The 22864-nt window shown below is 37.7% G+C and carries 24 protein-coding genes; 16 read left to right on the top strand and 8 right to left on the bottom strand.

Annotated features, from left to right (window positions below; all coding sequences use genetic code 11):
• The gene (locus BN3004_RS00365; protein WP_058259330.1) at window positions 1-1431 is read right to left on the bottom strand and encodes a copper amine oxidase N-terminal domain-containing protein; all 1431 of its coding nucleotides are present in this window, start codon (window positions 1429-1431) and stop codon (window positions 1-3) included.
• Between the two features lie 399 nt (window positions 1432-1830).
• Complete coding sequence (locus BN3004_RS00370; RefSeq protein WP_058259331.1) at window positions 1831-2472, bottom strand: glucosaminidase domain-containing protein; 642 nt, start codon at window positions 2470-2472, stop codon at window positions 1831-1833.
• A gap of 291 nt (window positions 2473-2763) precedes the next feature.
• Here BN3004_RS00370 and BN3004_RS00375 point away from each other — a divergent pair, with 291 nt between their 5' ends.
• The 14 genes from BN3004_RS00375 to BN3004_RS00440 are packed head-to-tail and all read left to right on the top strand — an operon-like array spanning window position 2764 to window position 14531.
• On the top strand, window positions 2764-3669 hold the full coding sequence (locus BN3004_RS00375; RefSeq protein ID WP_058259332.1) for a GDSL-type esterase/lipase family protein: 906 nt from the start codon (window positions 2764-2766) through the stop codon (window positions 3667-3669).
• 21 nt (window positions 3670-3690) lie between these two features.
• Window positions 3691-4146, top strand: coding sequence for a DUF4358 domain-containing protein (locus BN3004_RS00380; RefSeq protein ID WP_058259333.1), 456 nt, complete (start codon window positions 3691-3693; stop codon window positions 4144-4146).
• Window positions 4146-5525, top strand: a complete 1380-nt coding sequence (locus BN3004_RS00385; RefSeq protein ID WP_058259334.1) for an MBOAT family O-acyltransferase — start codon at window positions 4146-4148, stop codon at window positions 5523-5525. Before BN3004_RS00380 ends, BN3004_RS00385 begins: the two co-directional genes overlap by 1 nt.
• A gap of 9 nt (window positions 5526-5534) precedes the next feature.
• Window positions 5535-6584, top strand: a complete 1050-nt coding sequence (locus BN3004_RS00390) for a DHHW family protein (protein WP_058259335.1) — start codon at window positions 5535-5537, stop codon at window positions 6582-6584.
• Window positions 6585-6634: 50 nt separating this feature from the next.
• Window positions 6635-7723, top strand: a complete 1089-nt coding sequence (locus tag BN3004_RS00395) for an FAD:protein FMN transferase (protein WP_058259336.1) — start codon at window positions 6635-6637, stop codon at window positions 7721-7723.
• Window positions 7723-8175: a hypothetical protein gene (locus BN3004_RS00400; RefSeq protein ID WP_058259337.1), complete on the top strand. Its 453-nt coding sequence runs from the start codon at window positions 7723-7725 to the stop codon at window positions 8173-8175. Before BN3004_RS00395 ends, BN3004_RS00400 begins: the two co-directional genes overlap by 1 nt.
• A gap of 4 nt (window positions 8176-8179) precedes the next feature.
• Window positions 8180-8395: a hypothetical protein gene (locus tag BN3004_RS00405; protein WP_058259338.1), complete on the top strand. Its 216-nt coding sequence runs from the start codon at window positions 8180-8182 to the stop codon at window positions 8393-8395.
• A 14-nt stretch (window positions 8396-8409) separates the two neighbouring features.
• A complete protein-coding gene (recD2, locus tag BN3004_RS00410) occupies window positions 8410-10614 on the top strand; it encodes an SF1B family DNA helicase RecD2 (RefSeq protein WP_058259339.1) in 2205 nt (734 codons plus the stop codon).
• A complete protein-coding gene (locus tag BN3004_RS00415; protein ID WP_058259340.1) occupies window positions 10611-11198 on the top strand; it encodes a ComF family protein in 588 nt (195 codons plus the stop codon). The genes recD2 and BN3004_RS00415 overlap by 4 nt, the downstream gene beginning before the upstream one ends.
• 2 nt (window positions 11199-11200) lie before the next feature.
• Window positions 11201-11926, top strand: coding sequence for an MTAP family purine nucleoside phosphorylase (locus BN3004_RS00420; protein WP_058259341.1), 726 nt, complete (start codon window positions 11201-11203; stop codon window positions 11924-11926).
• Complete coding sequence (locus tag BN3004_RS00425) at window positions 11923-12306, top strand: metallopeptidase family protein (protein ID WP_058259342.1); 384 nt, start codon at window positions 11923-11925, stop codon at window positions 12304-12306. The genes BN3004_RS00420 and BN3004_RS00425 overlap by 4 nt, the downstream gene beginning before the upstream one ends.
• Window positions 12293-12955 (top strand): uracil-DNA glycosylase, encoded by a 663-nt coding sequence (locus tag BN3004_RS00430; RefSeq protein WP_058259343.1) that lies wholly within the window; start codon window positions 12293-12295, stop codon window positions 12953-12955. Before BN3004_RS00425 ends, BN3004_RS00430 begins: the two co-directional genes overlap by 14 nt.
• Window positions 12952-13650: a gamma-glutamyl-gamma-aminobutyrate hydrolase family protein gene (locus tag BN3004_RS00435; protein ID WP_058259344.1), complete on the top strand. Its 699-nt coding sequence runs from the start codon at window positions 12952-12954 to the stop codon at window positions 13648-13650. The genes BN3004_RS00430 and BN3004_RS00435 overlap by 4 nt, the downstream gene beginning before the upstream one ends.
• Entirely contained in the window at window positions 13647-14531 is an 885-nt protein-coding gene (locus BN3004_RS00440; RefSeq protein ID WP_058259345.1) for a YitT family protein, read from the top strand. Before BN3004_RS00435 ends, BN3004_RS00440 begins: the two co-directional genes overlap by 4 nt.
• Window positions 14532-14681: 150 nt before the next feature.
• Here the strand turns inward: BN3004_RS00440 and truA are convergent, their stop codons facing one another.
• From truA to BN3004_RS00460, 4 genes are read right to left on the bottom strand one after another with little or no spacing between them, the layout of a single operon-like run.
• A complete protein-coding gene (gene truA, locus BN3004_RS00445; RefSeq protein ID WP_058259346.1) occupies window positions 14682-15416 on the bottom strand; it encodes a tRNA pseudouridine(38-40) synthase TruA in 735 nt (244 codons plus the stop codon).
• Window positions 15413-16225 carry an energy-coupling factor transporter transmembrane component T family protein gene (locus BN3004_RS00450; RefSeq protein WP_058259347.1) on the bottom strand — a complete coding sequence of 271 codons (813 nt, stop codon included), beginning with the start codon at window positions 16223-16225 and terminating at the stop codon, window positions 15413-15415. Before BN3004_RS00450 ends, truA begins: the two co-directional genes overlap by 4 nt.
• A complete protein-coding gene (locus tag BN3004_RS00455) occupies window positions 16218-17081 on the bottom strand; it encodes an energy-coupling factor transporter ATPase (RefSeq protein ID WP_196792468.1) in 864 nt (287 codons plus the stop codon). Before BN3004_RS00455 ends, BN3004_RS00450 begins: the two co-directional genes overlap by 8 nt.
• Window positions 17075-17890, bottom strand: a complete 816-nt coding sequence (locus BN3004_RS00460) for an energy-coupling factor transporter ATPase (RefSeq protein ID WP_058259349.1) — start codon at window positions 17888-17890, stop codon at window positions 17075-17077. Before BN3004_RS00460 ends, BN3004_RS00455 begins: the two co-directional genes overlap by 7 nt.
• A 491-nt stretch (window positions 17891-18381) precedes the next feature.
• On the opposite strand from BN3004_RS00460, the gene dinB reads away from it, so the two are divergent.
• Window positions 18382-19620, top strand: a complete 1239-nt coding sequence (gene dinB / locus BN3004_RS00465) for a DNA polymerase IV (RefSeq protein ID WP_058259350.1) — start codon at window positions 18382-18384, stop codon at window positions 19618-19620.
• A gap of 352 nt (window positions 19621-19972) precedes the next feature.
• Complete coding sequence (locus tag BN3004_RS00470) at window positions 19973-21115, top strand: AI-2E family transporter (protein ID WP_058259351.1); 1143 nt, start codon at window positions 19973-19975, stop codon at window positions 21113-21115.
• A 69-nt stretch (window positions 21116-21184) separates the two neighbouring features.
• On the opposite strand, the gene BN3004_RS00475 is transcribed toward BN3004_RS00470, so the two are convergent.
• On the bottom strand, window positions 21185-22615 hold the full coding sequence (locus BN3004_RS00475; RefSeq protein ID WP_058259352.1) for an aminoacyl-histidine dipeptidase: 1431 nt from the start codon (window positions 22613-22615) through the stop codon (window positions 21185-21187).
• Window positions 22616-22626: 11 nt separating this feature from the next.
• On the bottom strand, window positions 22627-22860 hold the full coding sequence (locus tag BN3004_RS00480) for a glutaredoxin family protein (protein WP_058259353.1): 234 nt from the start codon (window positions 22858-22860) through the stop codon (window positions 22627-22629).
• Window positions 22861-22864 lie beyond the last annotated feature (4 nt).

Here is a 22864-nt window from a genome sequence, read left to right on the forward strand (position 1 = left end):
TTAATTTGACAATACTGAACCATGGTCACCAACACTGAAATTATTACTTTCATAACTTATATTGTTTTTAGCATAATCTAAGTAATTTATATTAGTTATATCGACAATATATTTTGCCATATCATCAATAATTATTTTATCAATTGTAAAATTTCCAAATCTTTTTACATAATCACTAACAAAAAATCTATCAACTACCCCACCTTCTGTAGTTATATAATACACTGGATTATTTAAGTTGAATGTTAATCCATATTCACTTCCGAATCTTTTGTATATACTTTTAATTGATATATCAAAGACTCCTGTTGCATCGAAAACCCTCATTGATCCATTTGCTATAAAATTCATTTTATCTAATGTATCTTTAGTTGTTTTTTCTTTATTGATATCTTTTAATTGGTTTTTGAAATTCGCTTTATCTATCTCTGTTATATATTCTTTTGTTAAATAATCACTTAAAAATGATATATTGTAAGGTTTATATGGGTCATTAGTTTTTCCTAATGCCTTATCTCTTCTAAATTTAAATAAATTATCATAATCAGAATTACCTTTTGTCACTATAGCTGTGCCTACTCTTATATCATTTTTATTTTCTTTAAATATACTCCAATTGCTAGGTCTTTGACCTATTGTATCAACTTTTTTAAAAGGTACTCCTGAAGTATACTCTATAACTGTACCTTTAAAATATGTTATTGAGCCATCGTTGTTATCAGTAATATCTTCTTCTTTTAGATTAATATTATATACAGTACCCTCAACTGGAAACTTATTTTTTTGATATCTTGCTGTAGGTAGTTCTTCTGGTTTTGGTATTCTTTGTCCGCTTGCTGTTACCCATGCTAGGTTCTTGTTTTGTGTTGGTGTTTGTGTTGTTGGTCTTGCTTGTTGAGCTGTTGTTGTTTGTTTTGCGCCTGGTGTTAGGACTACTTCCTTTGCCTTATTGTCCCAATCAACTTTGAAGCCCAATGTCTCTGCTATGTTTCTTATAGGTAAGAATGTTTTTGATATTGCTGGGTCGATTTGTGCTGGCACGTCTATACTTACTGCTTTGCCATCTGCCCACATAAGTGGTTTCCCTACTGGGTATGATATTGTCTTGCCAGCATATGTGATGTCAACTATGTGATTAGTGCCGTCCCACTCAACATCTGCTCCTTCGATTGCGTTCACTAGGTCTCTTACTCCTACACATGTTCTTCCATTGACTACTCTTAAGCCGTCTGTCATCTTTTGATCGACTCTTACTTTTTCTCCGTCTTTGATGATGAATAGTTTTACTTCGCCTTGGAAGTGTTTTACTTCTTGCTTGATTGGTGCTACTTTGTTAAATTCTTTGATTGCTTCATCTGGTGCTGCTAGGACTGTAGCTGTTAACACTTGTGTGGCTATAATTGTACTTAATAATATTTTCTTTGCTTTCATTATAATATCTCCTTTGTTTTTATCGTTTTACTTTATCTTAATTATACAATATATTTATAAATATTTCTAGTATTCTTTTAAATAATATTTTGTCCTAACTTTACCAAACATGTTCATATTTTTAAATATGAACATAGTTTATTTTGTTTTTGTGTATAGTTTTATGAAATACTATATTTATTGCTAGAATTTGGGGTGTAATGGAAGATTTTTTTCAAGTGTAAGAAAATGGGGTGTTTTTTGTTTAAATTAAATTTTTGTTTTTGCTATAAATTTGATCTTTTTCTATGATTTTATATTAAATGATATATTTTACGCATAAAAATAAGCCTGCATCTCTGCAAGCTTATCGATTACATTTTACTATTTAATTTAATATTAATAAATTTCTTCTAAATCTTATTTTACTTCTTCCATTAACTTACCCATAAGCCAAACGACATCTGAGCGCCATTTCTTATGACGTGGTGGGCAATATATCTTTGCGAATGTTTTTAGTGATTTGCCTTTATATAGGTTTCTTGTTATTAGCTCTCCAAAGTATAGGATATTGTCCTTTGGTGTTTTAAAGCTTAGGTATCCGTTTGATCCTCTTATACCGTAGAAGTTATTTGTATTTGCTTGTCTACCTTCCCAGCCTGCTTCTGCGATTGATACTGCGATGGCAAATATGCCGTTGACTCCATATGTGTTTTCAAGTGCCTTAAAACTTTCTCCTTGTCCAGCTAAAGCTGTCTTCGCTAAGACTTTATTAAATTCTTCCTCACTTAAGTTTGTTGTTTGATAAACGTCGTATGTAAGATTCTTTTCTTCTTCTACCATGACTAAAACTAGTTCATCTAGGTCGCTAATAATCTCACTGTCTCTTCTGTTTATCATGTCTTCTTCATTGTAGTTAATAATCATATCTATATCTTCTTGATTATTGTCTTGATTGTTTTCATCTTCCCTTTGCGCCATAGTCCCTGTACTATTTAATATATTTCCACAAAGAAAAACAAACAATAGTAAAAATGTAATAATAAATTTTTTCCTATTCATTTTGTCCCTCCTATTTTTACAATTGCTATTGTAACAAAATTTAATGTAAATGTCTAGTTAAAGTTTTTTAATTAAATTATGACACAAATATTAAGATATGTTACAAATTCTTCATATTATTTTCCAAGATTTTCGCCAAAGAGTATTGAAATTTCTACGTTTACATTATATAATAATGAAAGAGATATTTCGTACAAATAATCTGTTTTTTATGAAGGAAATTGTTTCAAAAAAATGAAATTATATAATTTTGTTTCATAATAAGGGTTTCGAAATAATTTGAGGTGTAAAATGAGAGATAATTTTAAATATAGAAGAAAAAAAAGAAAAAACAAAAAAACTATTTCTCTTACGATTTTTGTTCTTATTTTATTAGGAATGATATATTTTTTATATAGTAACTACTATTTAAATAGAAATAAAGAAAATATAAATGTAGATGAAATTTTTGATGGTATCAAAAAGACAAATATTGTTAAGGAATTAATTGACAAAGAGATCTACAACTATAATTTTAAGATAAAAGAGAAAGAGCTTCTTGCATATAGAAAGAAGCGTAAGGAAGAAGAACTTGCTAAGCTATTGGCAAAAGGTGAAGAAGTTAATCCTAAGGACTTTAAGAATGTTAAAGTTTCGAAATCTTCTGTAAACACTGTTCCTATATCTGTCTACAAGGAATACTTTAAGGAAGACCTCTTCATTGGTGACTCGATCACTGAAGAGCTTAAGTACTACAAATTCCTTTATGACAACAATGTCTTTTCAAAGATTGGTTTAAATACTGATACGCTTAGAAAACTTATTCCGGATGAGGACTTTGGTATTGAACCTAAAAACATTTATCTAATGATGGGTCTTAATGACTCTGTCTTTGTTAAGACTGAGGAAAAGTTTAAGGAAAGGTATCTAGCGATGCTTGATGCTCTTCAAGCGAAGTTCCCTGATGCGAAAATTTATCTACAAGCCATCTTCCCTGTAAGTAAAGCTTTGGATGAAAAAGAGGATGCAAGGGTAAATAATACTAAGATAAATTCATTTAATGAAGTTATCAAAACTATTGCGAGTGAGAGAGGACTTGATTATTTAGACTTCTCTTACCTATTAAAAGAAAACGAAGACTACTTCGAACCAGATGGCATGCACTTAAAGAGCAAGTTTCACAAGGTCTGGTTGAATGAAGTCAAGAATATTCACTAAAGTATAAAAGGTAGGTTAATTATGAAAAAGATGATTTTATTTATAAGCGTTGCGCTTATGATATTTATGATTGGCTGCTCAAGTAAAGATGTTAGCCTTGCAGATATTAAAAACAAGCTAAAAGATACGATTGATTTTTCAACTTTCTCTAAGGAAGAAGAAAGTACTTTCTTAAAAGATACTTTTGATTTTGATACAGACAAAATTGATGCATATGAAGTATATGTACCACAAACAAATTTAAATACAAATACAGTTTTGCTATTAAATCTTAAAAGTGCGAGTGATGCAAGTGAATTTAAAGAAAAAATTAACGCGTACAAAGAAAATCTTTTAAATATATATAAAGATTACGCTCCTGATCAAGCAGAATTTGTTAAAGACAGCGTATATGAAGAACATGGCAAGACTATCGTATTCGTAATATCAGATAAGTCAGAAGAAGTTAAAAAGGCTTTAGCTGATCTATATAAATAATGGTATTCTCATCACTTTTATTTCTATACGTATTCTTACCAATTGCATTATTCTTATACTATATATCGCCCGAAAAGATAAAGAACTTCACGCTCTTTATCCTCTCCCTCATCTTTTACGCATGGGGCGAGCCGATATATGTAGGGATAATGCTTTTTTCCAGTGTATTTGATTATTGCAATGGAAGACTTTTAAATAAATTTAAAGAAGATTGGAAACGTAAAGCAGTCCTTATATTGAGTGTAATTGTCAATATTGGTCTGCTTTTTTTCTTTAAGTACTATAATTTTGTGATTGACAACTTAAATTATCTATTTTATTTAAATATCAGCGCAAGCACATTGACACTGCCTCTTGGCATATCCTTCTACACATTTCAAACGCTTAGCTACACCATCGACGTATATAGAGGCGAGGTCGAAGCATCAAATAGCTTCTTCGACTACAGTGCCTATGTTGCGATGTTCCCTCAGCTAGTCGCTGGACCTATAGTTAGATACATCGACATCTATAATCAGCTTAAGAATAGGGACTTTTCTGACAGCTCTATCGCTTATGGCATCAAGAGATTTGTTTATGGTCTTGCTAAAAAAGTTTTGATTGCGAATAAACTTGGTGAGCTATATAAGATAATACTTGCGAAAGAGGTGGCAGGACTAGCCTCATCAATGGCGTGGCTCGGCATCATCGCCTTTACTCTTCAAATCTACTTTGACTTTAGTGGCTACTCAGACATGGCAATAGGCTTGGGTCGCATGCTTGGCTTTGACTTCTTGGAAAACTTTAACTTCCCTTACATTTCAAAGTCCATCACTGAATTTTGGAGACGCTGGCACATGAGTTTATCGCTATGGTTCAGAAATTATGTCTACATACCACTCGGTGGCAATAGAGTGAAAGTGCCTAGACAGATACTAAACTTGTTTATCACCTGGTTCCTAACAGGTTTTTGGCACGGAGCTGACTTTAACTTCATTTTATGGGGTCTATACTACTTCACTTTACTTGTCTTAGAAAAATTCGTTTATGCTAAGGCCCTTGATAAAGCGCCAAATTTCATTAAGCATATATATACGATATTTCTAGTAATTATTGGCTGGGTAATATTTGAGTTTAAAGTGGCAGATATAGGTCCATTCTTAAAGGCGATGTTTAATTTTAAAAACTTTGCCTCGTCTGAAGCGCTATTCTACTTAAAAGAATACGGCTTCTATCTAGTGCTTGGCACAGTGCTTTCATTAGGCGCGTGCAAAAAGCTTATTTGCAAGGAAAGAAAAATGACTTACTTAGAAATTGCCTTTTTATTCATCTTGCTAATACTTGTGACTATGTCCTTAATTAGTGAGTCCTACAACCCATTCTTGTATTTTAGATTTTAGGTGATAGATATGAAAGATAAATTACTCAAAATATTATTCTTTATATTTATAGCTTCGGTTTTAGTGGCAAACGTTATTAGTGAAGACAGAAGCTTTAGTCAAAATGAAAATAGAGTTTTGGAAGAGCTACCGAAGTTTTCATTATTTTCACTAAAAAGCGGCGACTTCACTAAGAAGTTCGAAGCGTATTGCAAGGATCAATTCATATTCAAAGATGCCTTAGTTGGCGCTAGATCAAAGCTTGACTACGCTCTTGGCAAGAGAGAATTTAATAATGTCTATATCGGAACGGACAAAAATTATTACGAAAAATATATTTATGATGAAAATAAGGCCCGCAAATTCATTAAGTATGTGAACGATATCGATGTCAAGGACAAATACATCGCCATCTGCCCCGATAAAGGCGAGGTCTATAGAGAGAGACTTCCTAAGGGTGCCATCTTTAGTGACGAAACTAAAGTTCTTAATAGATACAAAAATGAAATCGAAGGCAAATACATCGATTTATACACGCTTATGATGGATCACAAGGACGAATACATCTTCTACAAGTCCGACCACCACTGGCGTGAAGGTGCTTACCTTGCCTACAAAGAGCTTACTAAGACTATGGGCCTAGAAGAGATTAAGGATATAGAGAAAGTGACTTGTGATAATTTTAGAGGCTCACTCGATTCAAAGTCTTCTTATTATAATAGTGCTATCGACGAAATATTATTTTATCTGCCAAAAAATTATGATGAGATAAAAGTCAAGGGAGATGACAAAGAGATCAAGGTCCTTAATAAAGATGAGTTCAAGAACAAAGACAAGTACAAGGCGCTATTCAGCGGTAACTATGGTCTAGTTGAGATAGAAGGCAATCCTGAGTCTGATAAGACGCTACTTATAGTAAAGGACTCGTTTGCAAACGCAGTGGCAAGTCTATTGACCAATGAATACAAAACTATATACATGGTTGACAAGCGTTTCTTTAATCAAAAGATAAATGACTTTATCAAGGAGAATGATATCGATACTTGCTTGGTCCTTGGCAGCGTGAACGGACTTAATTAAAGCTTGAAAAATCCCGCTTTATGTTGTATTATATACTTAGAGGTGAAACTATGAATAAAAGAAAAATATCGCTAATGATGGTATTAGTTTTATTATTTAGCATTTTATCATCTTGCAAACCAAAGCTAAGAACGAAGTTTTCATTTAACTACTTCGACAGCTTCGATACTTTGGTTAAGGCGACTGGCTACTTCTACAGCCAAGGCGAAGCAGATGAATTCGATAAAAAATTAGCTGAAAAATTAAAGTACTACGACCACCTATTCGACTGCCACAAGGAGCACGAAGGCATCAACAATGTCTTTACCATCAACAAGATGGCTGGCAAAGAAAAGGTTAAGGTCGATAAGGCTCTTATAGATCTTATTTCGCAAGCAAAAACACTCGGCCTAAAGTATGACTCTGATGTCAATATTGCTTTTGGAGCAATAATCGAACTTTGGGAGAAGAGCATGACTGAGGCGCTTGAAAATGATGAATTAAAGGCGAATATACCTGATATGAACGAGCTTAAAGAGAGGGCTAAGTACGCCTCAATAAATAATATCATCATCGATAAAGAAGAAAATACTGTATATATCTCAGATGAAAAGACTAAGCTAAATCTAGGCTCCGTTGCCAAGGGATACGCGGTTGAACTTATATGCAACGAGCTTAAGGACGATGGCTTTGACTCAGTAGTTATCAGTGCTGGAGGCAATGTTAAGACCATCGGCCACCCTAACGGCGAAACTGATAGGAAGTGGACTATAGGCGTTGAAAATCCTTACTCTGCATCAGAGATGAAGGAAGGCGACTCTGAAATTTATGACATACTATATACTATGGACAAGGCAATCGTTACATCTGGTGACTACCAAAGATATTTCTATGGCCTTGACAATGTTAAATACAATCACATCATAGATACAAGAACTCTATCAAGCGCAAGAAACTTTAGAGCTGTCACTGTAATCACTAAGGACTCAGGCATAGCGGACTTCCTGTCTACCCTACTATTCACACTGACTTATGAAGAAGGCGTAGAGGTACTTAAGGACTTCCCTGACACTGAAGCTTTGTGGATTAACTTTGATAACACTGAGTTCTACACTGACGGTCTTAAGCACTACTCCAAGGCTTTAGGAGCAACGAAATAATGTTTAAGAACACACTCAGGGCGCTTATCTCATATATAGTAATCACAGTAATTTCAGTACTTATGATGCTTTCACTAAAGAAGCTCAATAACCCACTTATACTAAGAATAGTCATGATCATCTATTCAATAGTAATACTTATGCTATTCTACTTATCAGGCTTTTTAGTAAATACCAAATATAGGAAGAACAAGGCGCTTAAATCGTACAACTTAATCATATTTATAGGCCTAATTATATTTATAGCCTCGCTAATACTTTCGAAGTTCTATATAAAGGCGGAGCTATTCACAGAGAAATATTTCATATTCAATATAATGAATCAAGCTATGTACCTAGTTTTGAAGAGCTTTTTTATACCAGTAAACGCTATCACATCGTTCATTGCGTTTTTAATGACAAAGCTTCTCTACTCACTGGGCGTTCATAGCAAATACAAGTTAAGGAAGTGATAATATGGCAAAAACTATTGACGACAAATTTATGGATCTAATGAAGGAAACTAATGAAAAATTTGATGCACTTAGAAACAAGATTGACAATATACCTAAGATGTCTAAGGCTGGCACAAGACTTATTACTAAGGAAGAAAAAGAACTTATTGAAAATTCAATGAGAGAAGAAAAAATTTCAAAAGAAGAAAATACTGAAGAAAACACTATTGAAGAATAATTAAAGGAGTTAATATGCTTATAGACGGTGAAGTAATTAAAATTGTATATAGAAATGATTTGAACGCGTATACCGTTATGCAAGTTAACTCTGACGGCGAGCTTATCACTTGCGTTGGCACTGCCTTGACTGTTAAGGAGCACGACTACGTTGAGCTTGAGGGCGAGCTTGTCTTTCACGAGAAGTACGGCGAACAAATTAATTTTACTAGGCTTAGCTTTAAGGAGAGAGACACAATTGAATCGATTAGGAGCTACTTGATTAAAAGTGGCATTCCTAAGATTGGTGAAAAAAGAGCCGAAGAGATTATTGACCTCTTCGGTCTTGATTCTATTAAAGTAATTTTTAACGAAACAGATAAACTTCTTCAAGTAAGAGGCATTGGTAAAAAGGCCCTTGCCGATATAAAAGAGTACATAAAATCAAATAAAGAGCGTGAAGAGATACTTCAAAAGCTTGCGAAATACAATCTACCAACGGCTACCCTACTAAAGATATATAATATATATGGAGATGAAGCCATAAATATATTAAAAAATAATCCATATAGACTTATCTACGACAAAATTGGTATCGGCTTTAAAACTGCTGATAAGATTGCTCTTGAAGAAGGCGCCGACGCCAATGGACTTGAACGCTTAAAGTCAGCCATCATCTACCTTTTAAACATATATCTTGCTCAAGGCTCGACCTACATACCAAAGGACAGACTATATGAAGAGCTAAAATTTCTTATGACTATGGACGAGGATAAATTTAATCTCGCCATCAAAGAGCTCGCAACTACTGGAAACATCGCTGTTAAAAAGGAGCGCGGAACTAAATATAATGTCTACCTAAGCCTTTATTACGAAAAAGAGCTTGAGTGCGCGAAGAGACTCTACGACATAAAAAACGCATCCCCATCGACCTATGTCTTCGACTGCGACAAACTTATAGAAAAGTATGAAGCAAGTGAAAATATTATCTTTGATGAAAAACAAAAGCTTGCGATTAAGAAGGCCTTTGTCAATAACATCTCCATCATCACAGGTGGACCAGGTACTGGAAAGACCTCGATTATCGAGGCCATCATCACTATACTAAAGATCTTTAATATATCTTTTGCTCTTGCTGCGCCGACTGGTAAGGCCGCCAAGCGTATGGAAGAAAAAACGGGCGAAGCAGCTATGACTCTTCATAGGCTATTAAACATCGCCCCTATCGATGGCGCGGACTTTTTCGAAAGCTCTGAGGAGATCGAGGCAGACTTTATTATAGTTGATGAAGTGTCTATGATGGATACACTTCTCTTTAGTGAGCTCTTATCGGCTATTGAGCCAGGCAAATCACTACTCCTACTTGGTGACAAGGACCAGCTACCTAGTGTTGGCGCTGGCAATGTCTTAGAGGATTTAATTAATTCAAACGAGGTCGAAACGACTGAGCTCGAACATATTTATAGGCAAAGTGAGAATAGTATGATAGCTATCAATTCACAAGAGATACGCATGGGCCGTATGCCTGAGGTAAATAAGAAGGATAGTGATTTCTTCTTCATAAGCAAAGACTCGGACGATGATATACTTGAAGAGATACTTGATCTTTTAAATGAAAGGCTGATTAATTACTTCAGTTTAGACCCATTCAAAGACGTACAGATACTTACGCCTACTAAAAAAGGCAAGCTTGGCACGCTTAATCTAAATTACATGCTGCAAAACCTACTTAATTCACGCGCTGATAAGCAAACTGTCAGAGCCATGGGCAAGGAGTTTCGTGTTGGCGATAAAGTAATTCAGATGAAGAATAATTACGATATAATTTCACATGAGTATAAGAATGGTAAGTACGAGGAAGTGACTGGCGTCTTCAATGGCGACACAGGCATAATCAGAAGCGTCGATAAAGATAACGAAACCATTGACATAGACTTTGACGACGGCAAGAGCGCTACTTATGATTTCTCCTTACTTGGAGAGCTCTCGCTTAGCTATGCCCTAACCGTTCATAAGTCCCAAGGCAGTGAGTTTGACTGCGTTATCATGCCCATTACCTACGCTAATGAAAAACTATTAACAAGAAATTTATTATATACTGCCATAACGAGAGCGAAAAAGCTACTTATTTTGGTCGGCAGAGAAAAATATCTAAAGCTAATGATTGACAATAACTTCATCAGCACTAGATACACTAGCCTTGAAAAGAGGATACGCGATTTAAAGAAGGTATTCAAATGAAAATCTGTCCTTTTTGTAATGAAGCATTTGAAGGCGCAAAGCCCTACTGCTCTAGCTGCAGCGCAAACATTGAGATAATCAGAAAAACTTTCTTCGTTGATGGCTTTGAGAGGCTCTACTCAATCGTCTACTACAACGACTTTTTCAGAGAGCACCTCTTTAACTACAAGTTTGGCATGCAGAAAAAATATTTATCTGCCCTCGCATATCTATTTGAAGAAGAGATTAAAAAGATTATGATAGATGAAAAAATCGACTACATCGCAAGCGTCCCCATGAACGAGAAAAAGCTAAGGAAGAAAGGCTTTGACCATATGGGCGAAATTGTAAAGATAATCTCTAAGGACTTGGGCCTAAAGCTATATACTTATAAAAAGCTACAAGCGCGTGATATGCACAAGCTGAGCTACTCTGAAAGAGCTCATATGAAGGGCATATTTCAAAAAAGCGCTGATGCAAGTGGCAATGTACTAATAATCGATGATATAATAACAACAGGAACGACTATGAAGGACTCGGCTCGCGCCATGAAGGACGCAGGCTTTGACAAGGTCTTCGGTCTCATCCTGTGCTCAAGGAGGTAAATATGTTTAAATACGCAATAATTGGTGGAACGGCTCTTAAGAGCATGAAGAGCATTGAAACAAAGACAATAGAAAATGAATATGGCCTTTGTGAATGCAATGTTATTAATGAAGATACTATCTTCGTTCCAAGGCACGGAATGAACTACTCAGTTCCCCCTACATTTATAAATTACAGAGCCAATGTTAAGGCGATGAAGGACTTAGGCGTCGAATATGCCTACGCCATCAACTCAGTTGGCTCGCTTAGAGAAGAAGTAGAGCCGCTTAGTATAGTCATGGCGACTGACTTTTTGGACTTCACTAAGAAAAGGGATTACACTTTCTTCACTGGTCTTGATAAAGGCGTTAAGTTCATTGCAATGGACGAGCCTTATTCACTAGAGATGAATAAATTATTCGAAGAAAAATACGATGGCAAGTTGATGACAGGCGTCTTAGTGACTACTGAAGGACCAAAGTTTGAGACTAAGATGGAAAATAAATTTTACAAATCCATAGGCGGCGATGTCGTTGGCATGACTGGTTCACCTGAAGTTATACTAATGAATGAATTAGGCATCAAGTACGCTTCACTAAATGTTGTTGGTAACTACGGTACGGGCGTTACTGATAAGCACGTAGAAATCACTAACGAACAAGAGGACATCGCCTTAAAGGCGGCTCATGTGGTTTTAGATATATTCAAAGCAGGCCTAGATTTTAATGATGGAGCGAAGTTCCTATGATGCCGGATATTGACACATTCACAGCATGGACCGATGAAGCCTGCGAGAGACTACCAGAAGTTTTCTTTAGAGATCTAAATCTTGGCGTAGTCGTCTCAGAGGATTTAAAGATATCGCCCGATGCAATTGACGATGACCTATTTATCCTGGGTCAATACGAGCGCTCAGCTATGGGCAAGGCTATATACATCTACTACGGTTCTTTTATGAAGATGTATGAGAACTGGCCTGAAGATGATATCAAGGACATGATATACCACGTTTTAAAACACGAGTTCACTCATCACATGGAAGGCCTTGCTAATTATAGAGACTTAGAGGTCGAAGATGAGGAGCAGCTTGCAAGATATAAGGAAATGAAGAAACATGATTATAAATAGCGATTGGGAAGAATTTTTACAAAGTGAATACACTAAGGACTACTTCATCAAGATGCGTGACACACTTCGCCGCGAGTACAAGGAGCACACCATATATCCAAAGTACTACGAGATATTCAAGGCGCTTGAGCTATCGCCACTTAAGGACACTAAAGTTTTTATCTTGGGTCAAGACCCTTATCATGAAGTAAATCAGGCCAATGGCCTAGCCTTCTCTGTCAATGACGGCGTGGCTCTCCCACCATCTTTAAGAAATATATATAAGGAGCTCTACGACGATTTAGGCATTGTCAATAGAAGCGGCGATTTAGATGCTTGGGCAAAACAAGGGGTGCTCCTTTTAAACTCGACGCTAACCGTTCGTAAGGGCTATGCCAATTCACATAAAGACATAGGCTGGCAAATATTTACCGATAAGATCATCGAGACGCTTTGCAAAAACAAAGAAAACGTCGTCTATATCTTATGGGGCGCTTACGCGAGAAGCAAGATGAGGTACATCGATACAAGGAAGAACCTTGTAATCACCTCAGCTCACCCATCGCCCTTATCGGCGTATAGAGGCTTTTTCGGATCAAAGCCATTCTCAAAGACGAACGCCTATCTAAAAGCACACAATATTAAAGAAATAGATTGGAGTATAAAATGAAGAAAATTTTGATTAGCTCTCAGCCATATTCGGATGGCAAGAGAAATTATGTACAAATCAATAGAAATTACGCCGAAGCTGTTAGGATGGCGGGCGCAGTTCCTTTCATAGCGCCATACACTGACATTGATGGCGTAAGTGAACTAGTGGCAATGGCTGATGCAGTCATACTTACAGGCGGCCACGATGTAAATCCACTTGTCTATGGCGAAGAACTGCAAAAAGGCATACAAGGCATTTCAAATGTAAGAGACGCCTTTGATCTAAAGCTTATAGAGGAAGCTCTTAAACAAGGAAAGCCTATGCTTGGCATATGCAGAGGGATGCAACTAATAAACGCATACCTAGGGGGAACGCTTTACCAAGACATATACAAGGCAAACGTAGCTAAGCTCGAACACGTGAGCTTCGATACACTTTCTATCGGTGCGCACTACATCACTATCAAAGAGCAAAGCTTTTTACACAGGGCAACTGGCCTTAAGAAGATGCTTGTCAACACAGAGCATCATCAAGCCGTTAAGGATATAGCGGAGGGCTTTAAAGTCACAGCAAAGTCTTCCGATGGCATAATTGAAGCTATGGAGGACGTTCATAGAAAGATCTATCTAGTTCAGTTCCATCCAGAGGCAATGGCTGTGAATAATAATGGAGAAGCAATAAATATATTTAAGGAGTTTATAAAATTACAATGAAAAAGAAATTTGACAGATACGAATACTTCGGTGACAACGAAGAAATTGCTACTACCATCACAGCCATCGTCATAGGCTGCTTACTATCAAGTTTTGCGATAAACTTTTTCTTCATACCAAATAAGCTTTTATCAGGCGGCGTTGGCGGCATCTCCATCATCATAGAACTACTTACTGGCCTACCAGCAGGTATCATGCTCTTTGCTATTAACCTGCCAATATTTTTGTTCGGACTAAAGGAGCTTGACAAGAAATTCTTAGTTTACGCGTTTATTACAACATTTGTATTGTCCGCGACTATGGTACTCTTAAGACCCATGCAAAAGCTTAATACCTTTGATGACATACTTATCAGCGCAATCTTTGGAGGCGTTCTTAATGGTATAGGCATGGGCGTTTTATTTAGGCACGGCGCTTGCCAAGGCGGCCTCGACATAGTTGCCGCAGTATGTAAGAAGCGCTACAACATAAACATCGGCAGCGCACTTATGGCGATGAACGCCATCATAATTAGTTTAGCGAGTATAAAATTTGGTGTTCTTAAAGGCCTTTACACAGTTATATCGATGTTCGTTGCATACCAAGTGCTTGACAAAGTGCAAACAGGCGCTGATGCGACAAAGAGCGTTATGATTATATCGAAGGACTACGAAGAGCTTTCATACGAGCTTATGAACAAGCTTGAGCGTGGCGCAACCATCATCGACTCATACGGCGCTTGGTCAAAGAGCGATCTTAAGATCATCTTCATGCTAGTTAGACCTAGGGAGATAGTTGATGTCAAGAAGATAACTAACGCCATAGACCCGAACGCCTTCATCACTATACAAGACACAAACGAAGTTAAAGGAAGAGGCTTTAAAGGCTCAGACAACTTCTAAGACAATCGTATTGCATATATCAAATAAAAGACCCAGTTCATATGAACCGGGTCTTTTTACGTGGCAAATCGCCTAATTCATCCCATATTTTAGGCGATTCGTCAAGTTTTAGGCGAAAAAATATCTCTCGGTCTCACCAAGAGATATATATTAATAATAAACTTCTTCTAAGACTAGTCCCTTCGCTGGCAAAGTCGGTGCAAGTCCCCTTCTATCGCCCTCGTCTATCGCTCTAGCCATCTCATCTATATCCAAGATGCCAGTACCAACAAAAACGAGTGTGCCCGCCATAATCCTGACCATATTATATAAAAAGCTTCTGCCCTTGACGTCGATGTAGACAAAGTCGCCGTCCCTAATGATGTCGACCGAGTGAATGGTTCTAACCGTCGTGTCAACGTCGCTACCTATGGCCATAAATGCTCTGTAGTCCTTTTCTCCGACCATGTGTTTAGCTGCCTCACGCATCAAGTCAAGATCAAGCTTATAAGGAAAGTTGTATGCAAAGTGCCTGTCGGTCGCTCTGCCAAACTTCCTGTGCTCAAGCGTGTATCTATAGTACTTGCCCTTCGATGAGAAGCGCGCGTGAAAGTCATCTGGCGCCTCTTCACTCTTAAGGACCCTGATGTCCTCAGGAAGCTTGTCATTGATTGGATATATCATCTTTTCGACCGGACATACGGAATCAGTTTTAAAATTCAAAACAAAGCCTCTTGCGCTAACGCCCTTGTCAGTCCTCGAGCAACCGATTACCTTTATGTCTTCACCCAAAGCCTTGCTAATGGATGCGTTCAGCACGTCCTCTACTGTGTGAGCGTTCTCTTGCGCTTGAAAACCAGAATAATTTGTCCCGTCAAAATCTATAAGTAATTTTATGTTCTTCATATTAAATTAAATAGATACTTTGTCGATATTATAAAGCCAAAGTATATCAATATTACAATTATAGCCACTTTATCTGTCTTTGTGTAGATAAGTGGATTTAGCTTGCCTCTGTTGTCACCGCCGTTGTAGCATCTCGCGTCCATGGCGATGGCTAGTTCATCTGCCCTCTTAAGTGCGTTTAAGAAAAGTGGTATCATCAGTGGCAGCATCTTCTTAGCCGTCTCAATGATGTTCTTGCCGCTAAAGCTTGCTCCTCTCGACTCTTGCGCCATCTTGATCTTGTTCGCCTCTTCAGCCAGTGTCGGTATGAATCTTAAGGCTATAGTCATCATCATCGCTAGTTCATGAGTTGGTACCTTGATCTTCTTAAGTGGACTCATCAGCGACTCAAGTCCATCAGTTAGTCTGATTGGCGATGTCGTAAGCGTTAGTAGTGACGAGCCGAGTATTAATAAGAGTAGTCTAAATGACATGAAAAGACCTGTGTTTAGCCCTTCATATGTCATCGACGGCCACTTAAGATTTGAAAATATTTGTGTTCCCGGCGTGAAAAATACGTTGAAGATTAAAGTCATTATGATAATCACGCGCATCGGCTTAAGCCCTCTGAGAATTATCTTTATAGGCACCTTACTCATTAATATAAGCGTGATTATGGTGATCGCCACAAGTCCAAGTATGATGTATGAATCAACGAAGAAAATCGCTATCATAAATACGAAGACGAAGATCAGTTTAACTCTTGGGTCTAGCCTATGAACAAAGCTATCTGTCGGAAAATATTGTCCTATGGATACGTTGTTAAACATTTTTCTTCACCTCGAAATACTCGTGTATATGGCTCCTTGCCTCTTCAACGGTCTTGACATATGGATTTAGGCCCGGATATTTCTCCTGCAAAGTAAACATAAACTCAGTTATCTCAGGCACACCAACATCGTACTTCTTAAGAAGTTCACGCTCCTTAACCGCTTCGTCAGTAGTCTTGTGCATGATAAGCCTTCCCTTGCTTAAAACGACTATCTCATTCGCATAAGTAAAGACGTCCTCCATCGAATGTGAGACCAAAACAACAGTGATCTTAGTCTTTTTGTATATATCATAGATCTCGTCAAGTATTTCTTCCCTGGCCCTTGGATCAAGACCCGCTGTTGGCTCGTCAAGTATAAGCACCTTCGGCCTCATAGCAAGTATGCCCGCTATGGCAACACGCCTTTTTTGCCCGCCCGATAATTCAAAGGGCGACCTGTCCTTAACCCATTCGTAGTCAAGCTTAACGTCCTCAATCGCGTCCTTAACACGCTCCGCCACTTCTTCGTCACTTAGTCCAAGGTTCTTCGGGCCAAAGGCAACATCCTTTGCAACAGTCTCTTCAAAAAGCTGATACTCAGGATATTGAAAGACCATGCCCACGCTCTCACGAAGCTTGTTTAGCTTGATGTCCTTTTGCGTTATGTCCACCCCATCTATAATTATAGTGCCAGATGTAGGTCTAAGTAGACCATTTAATTGCTGCATAAAAGTCGACTTACCGCTACCAGTGTGACCGATGATGCCGATAAAGCTATTGTCCTTGATAGTTAGCGATATATCATCAAGCGCCTTCACCTCAAATGGCGTGTCCTTATTATATATAAATGATAAATTTTTTATTTCAATCATAATTTTGCCACCAATTCATCTATGCTTAGTTCATCACCAGCGACATCGAAGCCGTCTTCTTTAAGTAAATTGCTTAGTTCAGTCACTTGCGGCACATCAAGTCCAAGCGAGTGCACCTTTTTTACATTTGAAAATATATGTCTAGGTGTATCGTCCCAGACCAATTTGCCCTCGTGCATGACCATGAGCCTGTCAGATAGAACCGCCTCGCTCATGAAGTGCGTGATGAGTACTATAGTCTTTTCGTATGTTCTGTTCAGTTTGATAATGGTGTCCATGACTTCCTTTCTGCCCACTGGATCGAGCATGGCAGTCGGCTCGTCAAAGACAATGATGTTCGGGTTGATAGCAAGTATGCCTGCGATGGCTAGCCTTTGCTTTTGTCCACCGCTCAATAGGTTCGGCGCATGCTTTTTGTATTCACTCATCGATACTATCTCCAAAGCTTCGTCGACCCTCTTTCTAATCTCAGGCGTTGGAAGACCAAGATTCTCTGGTCCGAAGGCAACGTCCTCTTCGACTATAGTCGCTATGATTTGATTGTCCGGATTTTGAAAGACAAGTCCTAAGTTTTGTCTTATCTCAAGAAGGTTTTCTTCGTTCTTCGTGTTCATGCCCATGACAGTCGCATCGCCTTCAGTCGGAAGCAAAATGCCGTCCATGATCTTCGCTATGGTCGACTTGCCACTGCCGTTCATGCCAAGTATAGACACGAACTCACCCTTCTCTATCTCAAAGCTCACATCGTCTAGAGCCTTCTTGTCTTTTTCATTTTTGTCGTAAGCAAAACTTACATTTTCAAATTTAATCATGCTATCACCTAAACTTAATAATACCATATTTGCGGCGATTTTACAAGGTTTTTAAGCGATTATCTAAATTAATATTAAGCTCTTTTTCATCACTACGATTATGGTTTTGCGCTTATATATAAAAAACTGTTTCGATAGTAATTTTACTTATCAAACGCCCGTCATAAGACTAGTGATTTTACTTGACAAATGACGCGCGATAGAGATAGTGATTTTGCTTGACGAATGACGCGCAATGACAATAGTGATTTTACTTAAGATATGACGAGCATTTATAAAAGTGATTTTGCTTGTGAAGTGCCGCTCCTTAGCATAAACACGTCCACTATACCTAAGACAAGTCACTAAGCTTCTTTATTTGACTATATGACTAAAACTGTCAAATATACTACAAAAGTAGTATTGACAAGCCCATGTAAATGGTCTATAATTGTCTTAGTCATTCAAGTAGCAATAATTGTTAAGTAGGTAGATGAAAGACAGGTGATAAGATGACAAGAACAATACTTCATTCAGACATGAATAACTGCTACGCCTCTATCGAGAGAAAGTTAAATCCATCCCTTGTAGGTAAACGGCTTGTAGTCTGCGGTTCAGTAGAAGACAGGCACTCCATAGTTCTAGCTAAGAGCTACGAAGCAAAGGCCTTTGGTGTAAAGACGGGAGACAGTCTCTTCGAGGCAAAGATGAAGTGCCCCGGCCTAGTTGCTGTAAAACCGCACTATGATGAGTACTTCAAGTTCTCAAAGCTAGCGCATAAAATTTACTATAGCTATACCAATCAAGTCGAACCCTTCGGCTTAGATGAGTGTTGGCTCGATGTGACAGGCTCCGAGAAACTATTTGGCAGTGGCGAGACCATTGCCCACGAGATTAAGGAGCGTATTAAGAAAGAGCTCGGCATAACAGTCAGCATTGGCGTGAGCTACAACAAGATATTCGCAAAGCTTGGCAGCGACCTTAAAAAGCCCGATGCAGTTACAGTTATAAGTAAGAATGATTTTAAAGAGATAGTTTGGCCACTCTCCACTGACGCCATCATTGGCATAGGCAGCAAAACGAAGAAAAAACTTATGTACATGAACATTAACACACTTGGCGAACTCGCTAAAGCAGATGTAAATCTATTAAAAAGAAAGCTTGGAATAAGAGGACTATATCTATGGCAGTACGCGAACGGCTACGACACTAGCGAGGTTTGCGACTACTACCACCGTGACAAGATCAAGTCCATATCCAGAGGTGTAACCACCAAGGCCGATCTAAACTCATACGATGAGGTGAAAAAGATATTCGAGGAGCTCGCCATTGAGGTTAGCAAAAAATTAATCGAAGAGGATCTCAAGGCAGGCGGCGTGAGGATAACTATAAGGGATAAAAATCTTGACTACGTGAGCTTCCAAAAGGTCTTCACCGAGACAAGCATCAGCGCACTTAGGCTAAATGACAAAGCCATGGAGCTCTTTAAGGAGCGCTACGACTTCAAAGAAGCGATTAGGAGTCTTACAATATCCGCGATAAATCTTACGAGGAACACAAAGACTGAGCAGCTAAGTCTATTCGCTCCAAAAAAAGTCATCAAAGACGATAGACTTGAGAAGGTCTTTAACGAGATCAGAGAAAAGTTCGGCAAAGACAAGATTGGCTACTTAGGTCTTGAGCTCAATAGCAAGATGCCAGAAAAGCCAAGAGTAGTGACCTTGCCAAGTGGCTTTAAAAATATGATATAGACAATGGTAGATAATAGAAAATATCCGTAAGGCTAGACCCTACGGATATTTTTTTCGAAAAAGAAAGACTCTTTCGAGCCTATCTTTCTGGTAAATTTTAATTTGGAGGTTTCTTGAAGTGTATTTTGTCCGCTTTCTTGTAGATATAAGGATACTTAGTAAGTGAAAACGCTAATGACTTTAATTTCATTCAACACACTCCTTTAATTAATTTGAAAATTCCTACACTTATATTATAAGGCATATAACATCTTTTGTGGTTAAGTGCGTGTAAAGTTTAGGTAAATTTTAAATTTGTATTGAATTAGCTTTCTTTCTGTTGTATAATTAGCTTATAAAGGGGGGCATAATTATGGATGAAAAATATGATAAAAAAGCCTTTAAGTTTTACAGGAATTTGATTGCTTTTGGAATAATTTTATACATTTTGCTAAATAATTTGCATATGATTTGGCACTACTTCAACGTTTTCTTAGGCATCATCACGCCTTTCTTAGCCGGAGGCTTTGTTGCTTTTATACTTAATATACCACTTAAGTTGTTTGAAGAGAAAATTTTTAAGAAGTGGCAGCCGAAGAAAAAAGGCGGCAAGCGTGCTGTTTGCTTGCTTCTTACGCTTCTATCTCTTGCTCTCATAATCTTCTTACTTATTTATATAGTAGGTCCAAGGGTTCAAGCCTCACTAATAAGTGTTGTTGAAAAGCTTCCTGATTTTGAAGATCAACTTGTGAAGATACCAGTACTTAAAGACTATGAAGAGAACATTCACGAAATATTCTCAAAGATTAATATCAATAGCGCTCAAAAGGCTCTGATTGACTATATCAAAAATGCTAACACTGATTTATTTAACACTATTGTATCAAGGGTTGGCTCTGTACTAAACACTTTATTTGGTGTCTTAATGGGCTTTGTCTTTGCTATATATGCCTTAATCTCTAAGGAGGATCTGTCTAGAAAGTCTAAGGAGCTTTTATACTCAGCTTTACCTGAGAGATGGGCTGACAAGCTTGTTAAGCTTGGTAAGATTATCTTTGAAAACTTCTACAATTTCTTCACTGGTCAGTTCATCGAGGCCCTTGTCTTTGGCGCAATGTGTTTTGTAGGTATGCTTATATTTAGATTCCCATTCGCTCCAGCCATATCCATAATCATGGGGCTTGGCGCTTTAATACCAATACTAGGTGCCTACATCGGTGTTTTCACCGGCGCACTGCTAATACTTTTGCAATCACCGTTCAAGGCGTTGATGTTCATAGTATTTATAATAGTCTTGCAACAATTTGATGGCAATGTTACTTATCCAAGGATAGTTGGCAACAAGGTCGGCTTACCTGCAATGTTTGTAATTGTGGCAATAACTGTAGGTGGCGCACTATTTGGCGTCACTGGAATGATACTCTTCGTACCACTATTCTCGACTATATATGAACTGCTTACTATATATAAGAACAAGAGGCTTAAAGAGAAAGGTATTAATATAAAAACAAAGTAGCTTAGATAAGAGAAATGCACTTCGCGAACGAAGTGCATTTTTTCTGTGTATTTATGTTTTAATTTGAAATTAATGAACTGCCTTAAGAAGCGCTTTAAGGAATTCCCACATTCTAGCTGTTGACTTGATATCTAGATGTTCTCTGTTTGTATGAACGTCGTAGATGTTTGGTCCAAAGCTTATCATCTTAGTGTTTGGTAAGATTTGTTTTAGTAGACCGCATTCAAGTCCTGCGTGTATAGCGCTTACTTCTGCGTCTTCACCTGTAACTTCTTTATAAACCTTTGATACTAAATCTCTTAGTACTGGGTCTTCATCGAATTCCCATGAAGGATATGCCTCTGATAGTTCAACTTTGCCGCCAAGTACTTCAGTCATTATTCTAACTTGTTCTCTTACTTCAACAAGTGCTGCGTCTGATGAGCTTCTGATCGAGCATAGATAGTTCACGCCATTTCCCTCAGTTCTAAGTACAGCTGCGTTACAGCTTGTCATTACAAGACCTTCTATGTCCTTTGACATGTAGATAACTCCGTGTGGAGCAAGCATTAAGAAGTTTATGATTCTGTTAGTATCCTTCTTAGTCATTACTTTTTCAGCTTTTACTTCTTTAAATTCAAGGCTCATATTTGGGTCTTCTACGTGATAATCTTTTTTGATGTGAGTGAATAAATCATTCATCGCATCTTTAACTTTAGCGTAGTCTGTATGAACTATAGTAGCCTTAGCAACATTGGCGATGGCATTGTGCTTAGTACCACCTTCGATTGAAGCTAATCTTAATTTATCGCAGTTACATTCATTTAATAATCTTGCTAAAACTTTGATAGCGTTTGCTCTTTGCTTAATGATTTCCATACCGCTGTGTCCGCCAGTAAAGCCCTTTAAGCTGATTTCTAGAGCTGCTTCGCTATTGTCTTCAAATTCAACTTCGAATTTTGATTCACTATTGACACCGCCTGAGCTTGATGATAAGAATATACCTTCTTCTTCAGAGTCGATATTGAATAGGTAATCGCCACTTAGGTGCTCATTTGTTAAGTTTACTGCTCCGACCATGGATGTTTCTTCAGCTGTTGTAAACACTGCTTCGATGGCTGGGTGCTCGATGTCGTCTGCATCTAGTACTGCAAGTGCCATAGCAACTGCTATACCATCGTCAGCGCCAAGTGTTGTGTCATTTGCTCTTAGATAGTCTCCGTCAACTATCATCTCGATTGGATCTTTTGAGAAATCATGGTTGCTATCTAAACCTTTTTCGCAAACCATATCCATATGTCCTTGTAGGATAACCTTTGGAGCATTTTCATAGCCCTTAGTAGCAGCTTTGTGTATAACGATGTTTAGCGCCTCATCTTGCCAAACGTCTAAATTTCTTTCCTTAGCCCAATTGTATAGAAAATCAGAAATTCTCTTTTCGTCGCCCGATCCTCTTGGGATTTGGTTAATCTCTTTAAACCAATGAAAAACCTCTTGTGCTGGTAAATCTTTGTAATCCATAATTTTACCTCCTAAAAATTTTCTTCGAAATACTTAATTATATCGTCTGATTCGTAAAGCGGCTTGCCGTCAATGAATAGGCATGGCACTTGATCCTTGCCGCCTCTTTTGATTAAGTCTTCGTTGTTATTTCCCTCTTTGATGTCAACAAGTTCAACGTCCTTGATTTGACAATTGTCCATCATGTAGTTCAATACCTTTTGACAGAATGGACAAGTTTCTTTGTAATAAAGTTCTAATTTCATCTTA

The sequence above is a fragment of the Fenollaria timonensis genome, assembly GCF_001457835.1.
Taxonomy (GTDB): Bacteria; Bacillota; Clostridia; order Tissierellales; family Peptoniphilaceae; genus Fenollaria; species Fenollaria timonensis.

Bases quoted from the DNA above. Each gene is read 5' to 3' on its own strand.
- BN3004_RS00365 (WP_058259330.1), bottom strand. From the start codon at position 1,431: ATGAAAGCAAAGAAAATATTATTAAGTACAATTATAGCCACACAAGTG.
- BN3004_RS00370 (WP_058259331.1), bottom strand. From the start codon at position 2,472: ATGAATAGGAAAAAATTTATTATTACATTTTTACTATTGTTTGTTTTT.
- BN3004_RS00375 (WP_058259332.1), top strand. From the start codon at position 2,764: ATGAGAGATAATTTTAAATATAGAAGAAAAAAAAGAAAAAACAAAAAA.
- BN3004_RS00380 (WP_058259333.1), top strand. From the start codon at position 3,691: ATGAAAAAGATGATTTTATTTATAAGCGTTGCGCTTATGATATTTATG.
- BN3004_RS00385 (WP_058259334.1), top strand. From the start codon at position 4,146: ATGGTATTCTCATCACTTTTATTTCTATACGTATTCTTACCAATTGCA.
- BN3004_RS00390 (WP_058259335.1), top strand. From the start codon at position 5,535: ATGAAAGATAAATTACTCAAAATATTATTCTTTATATTTATAGCTTCG.
- BN3004_RS00395 (WP_058259336.1), top strand. From the start codon at position 6,635: ATGAATAAAAGAAAAATATCGCTAATGATGGTATTAGTTTTATTATTT.
- BN3004_RS00400 (WP_058259337.1), top strand. From the start codon at position 7,723: ATGTTTAAGAACACACTCAGGGCGCTTATCTCATATATAGTAATCACA.
- BN3004_RS00405 (WP_058259338.1), top strand. From the start codon at position 8,180: ATGGCAAAAACTATTGACGACAAATTTATGGATCTAATGAAGGAAACT.
- recD2 (WP_058259339.1), top strand. From the start codon at position 8,410: ATGCTTATAGACGGTGAAGTAATTAAAATTGTATATAGAAATGATTTG.
- BN3004_RS00415 (WP_058259340.1), top strand. From the start codon at position 10,611: ATGAAAATCTGTCCTTTTTGTAATGAAGCATTTGAAGGCGCAAAGCCC.
- BN3004_RS00420 (WP_058259341.1), top strand. From the start codon at position 11,201: ATGTTTAAATACGCAATAATTGGTGGAACGGCTCTTAAGAGCATGAAG.
- BN3004_RS00425 (WP_058259342.1), top strand. From the start codon at position 11,923: ATGATGCCGGATATTGACACATTCACAGCATGGACCGATGAAGCCTGC.
- BN3004_RS00430 (WP_058259343.1), top strand. From the start codon at position 12,293: ATGATTATAAATAGCGATTGGGAAGAATTTTTACAAAGTGAATACACT.
- BN3004_RS00435 (WP_058259344.1), top strand. From the start codon at position 12,952: ATGAAGAAAATTTTGATTAGCTCTCAGCCATATTCGGATGGCAAGAGA.
- BN3004_RS00440 (WP_058259345.1), top strand. From the start codon at position 13,647: ATGAAAAAGAAATTTGACAGATACGAATACTTCGGTGACAACGAAGAA.
- truA (WP_058259346.1), bottom strand. From the start codon at position 15,416: ATGAAGAACATAAAATTACTTATAGATTTTGACGGGACAAATTATTCT.
- BN3004_RS00450 (WP_058259347.1), bottom strand. From the start codon at position 16,225: ATGTTTAACAACGTATCCATAGGACAATATTTTCCGACAGATAGCTTT.
- BN3004_RS00460 (WP_058259349.1), bottom strand. From the start codon at position 17,890: ATGATTAAATTTGAAAATGTAAGTTTTGCTTACGACAAAAATGAAAAA.
- dinB (WP_058259350.1), top strand. From the start codon at position 18,382: ATGACAAGAACAATACTTCATTCAGACATGAATAACTGCTACGCCTCT.
- BN3004_RS00470 (WP_058259351.1), top strand. From the start codon at position 19,973: ATGGATGAAAAATATGATAAAAAAGCCTTTAAGTTTTACAGGAATTTG.
- BN3004_RS00475 (WP_058259352.1), bottom strand. From the start codon at position 22,615: ATGGATTACAAAGATTTACCAGCACAAGAGGTTTTTCATTGGTTTAAA.
- BN3004_RS00480 (WP_058259353.1), bottom strand. From the start codon at position 22,860: ATGAAATTAGAACTTTATTACAAAGAAACTTGTCCATTCTGTCAAAAG.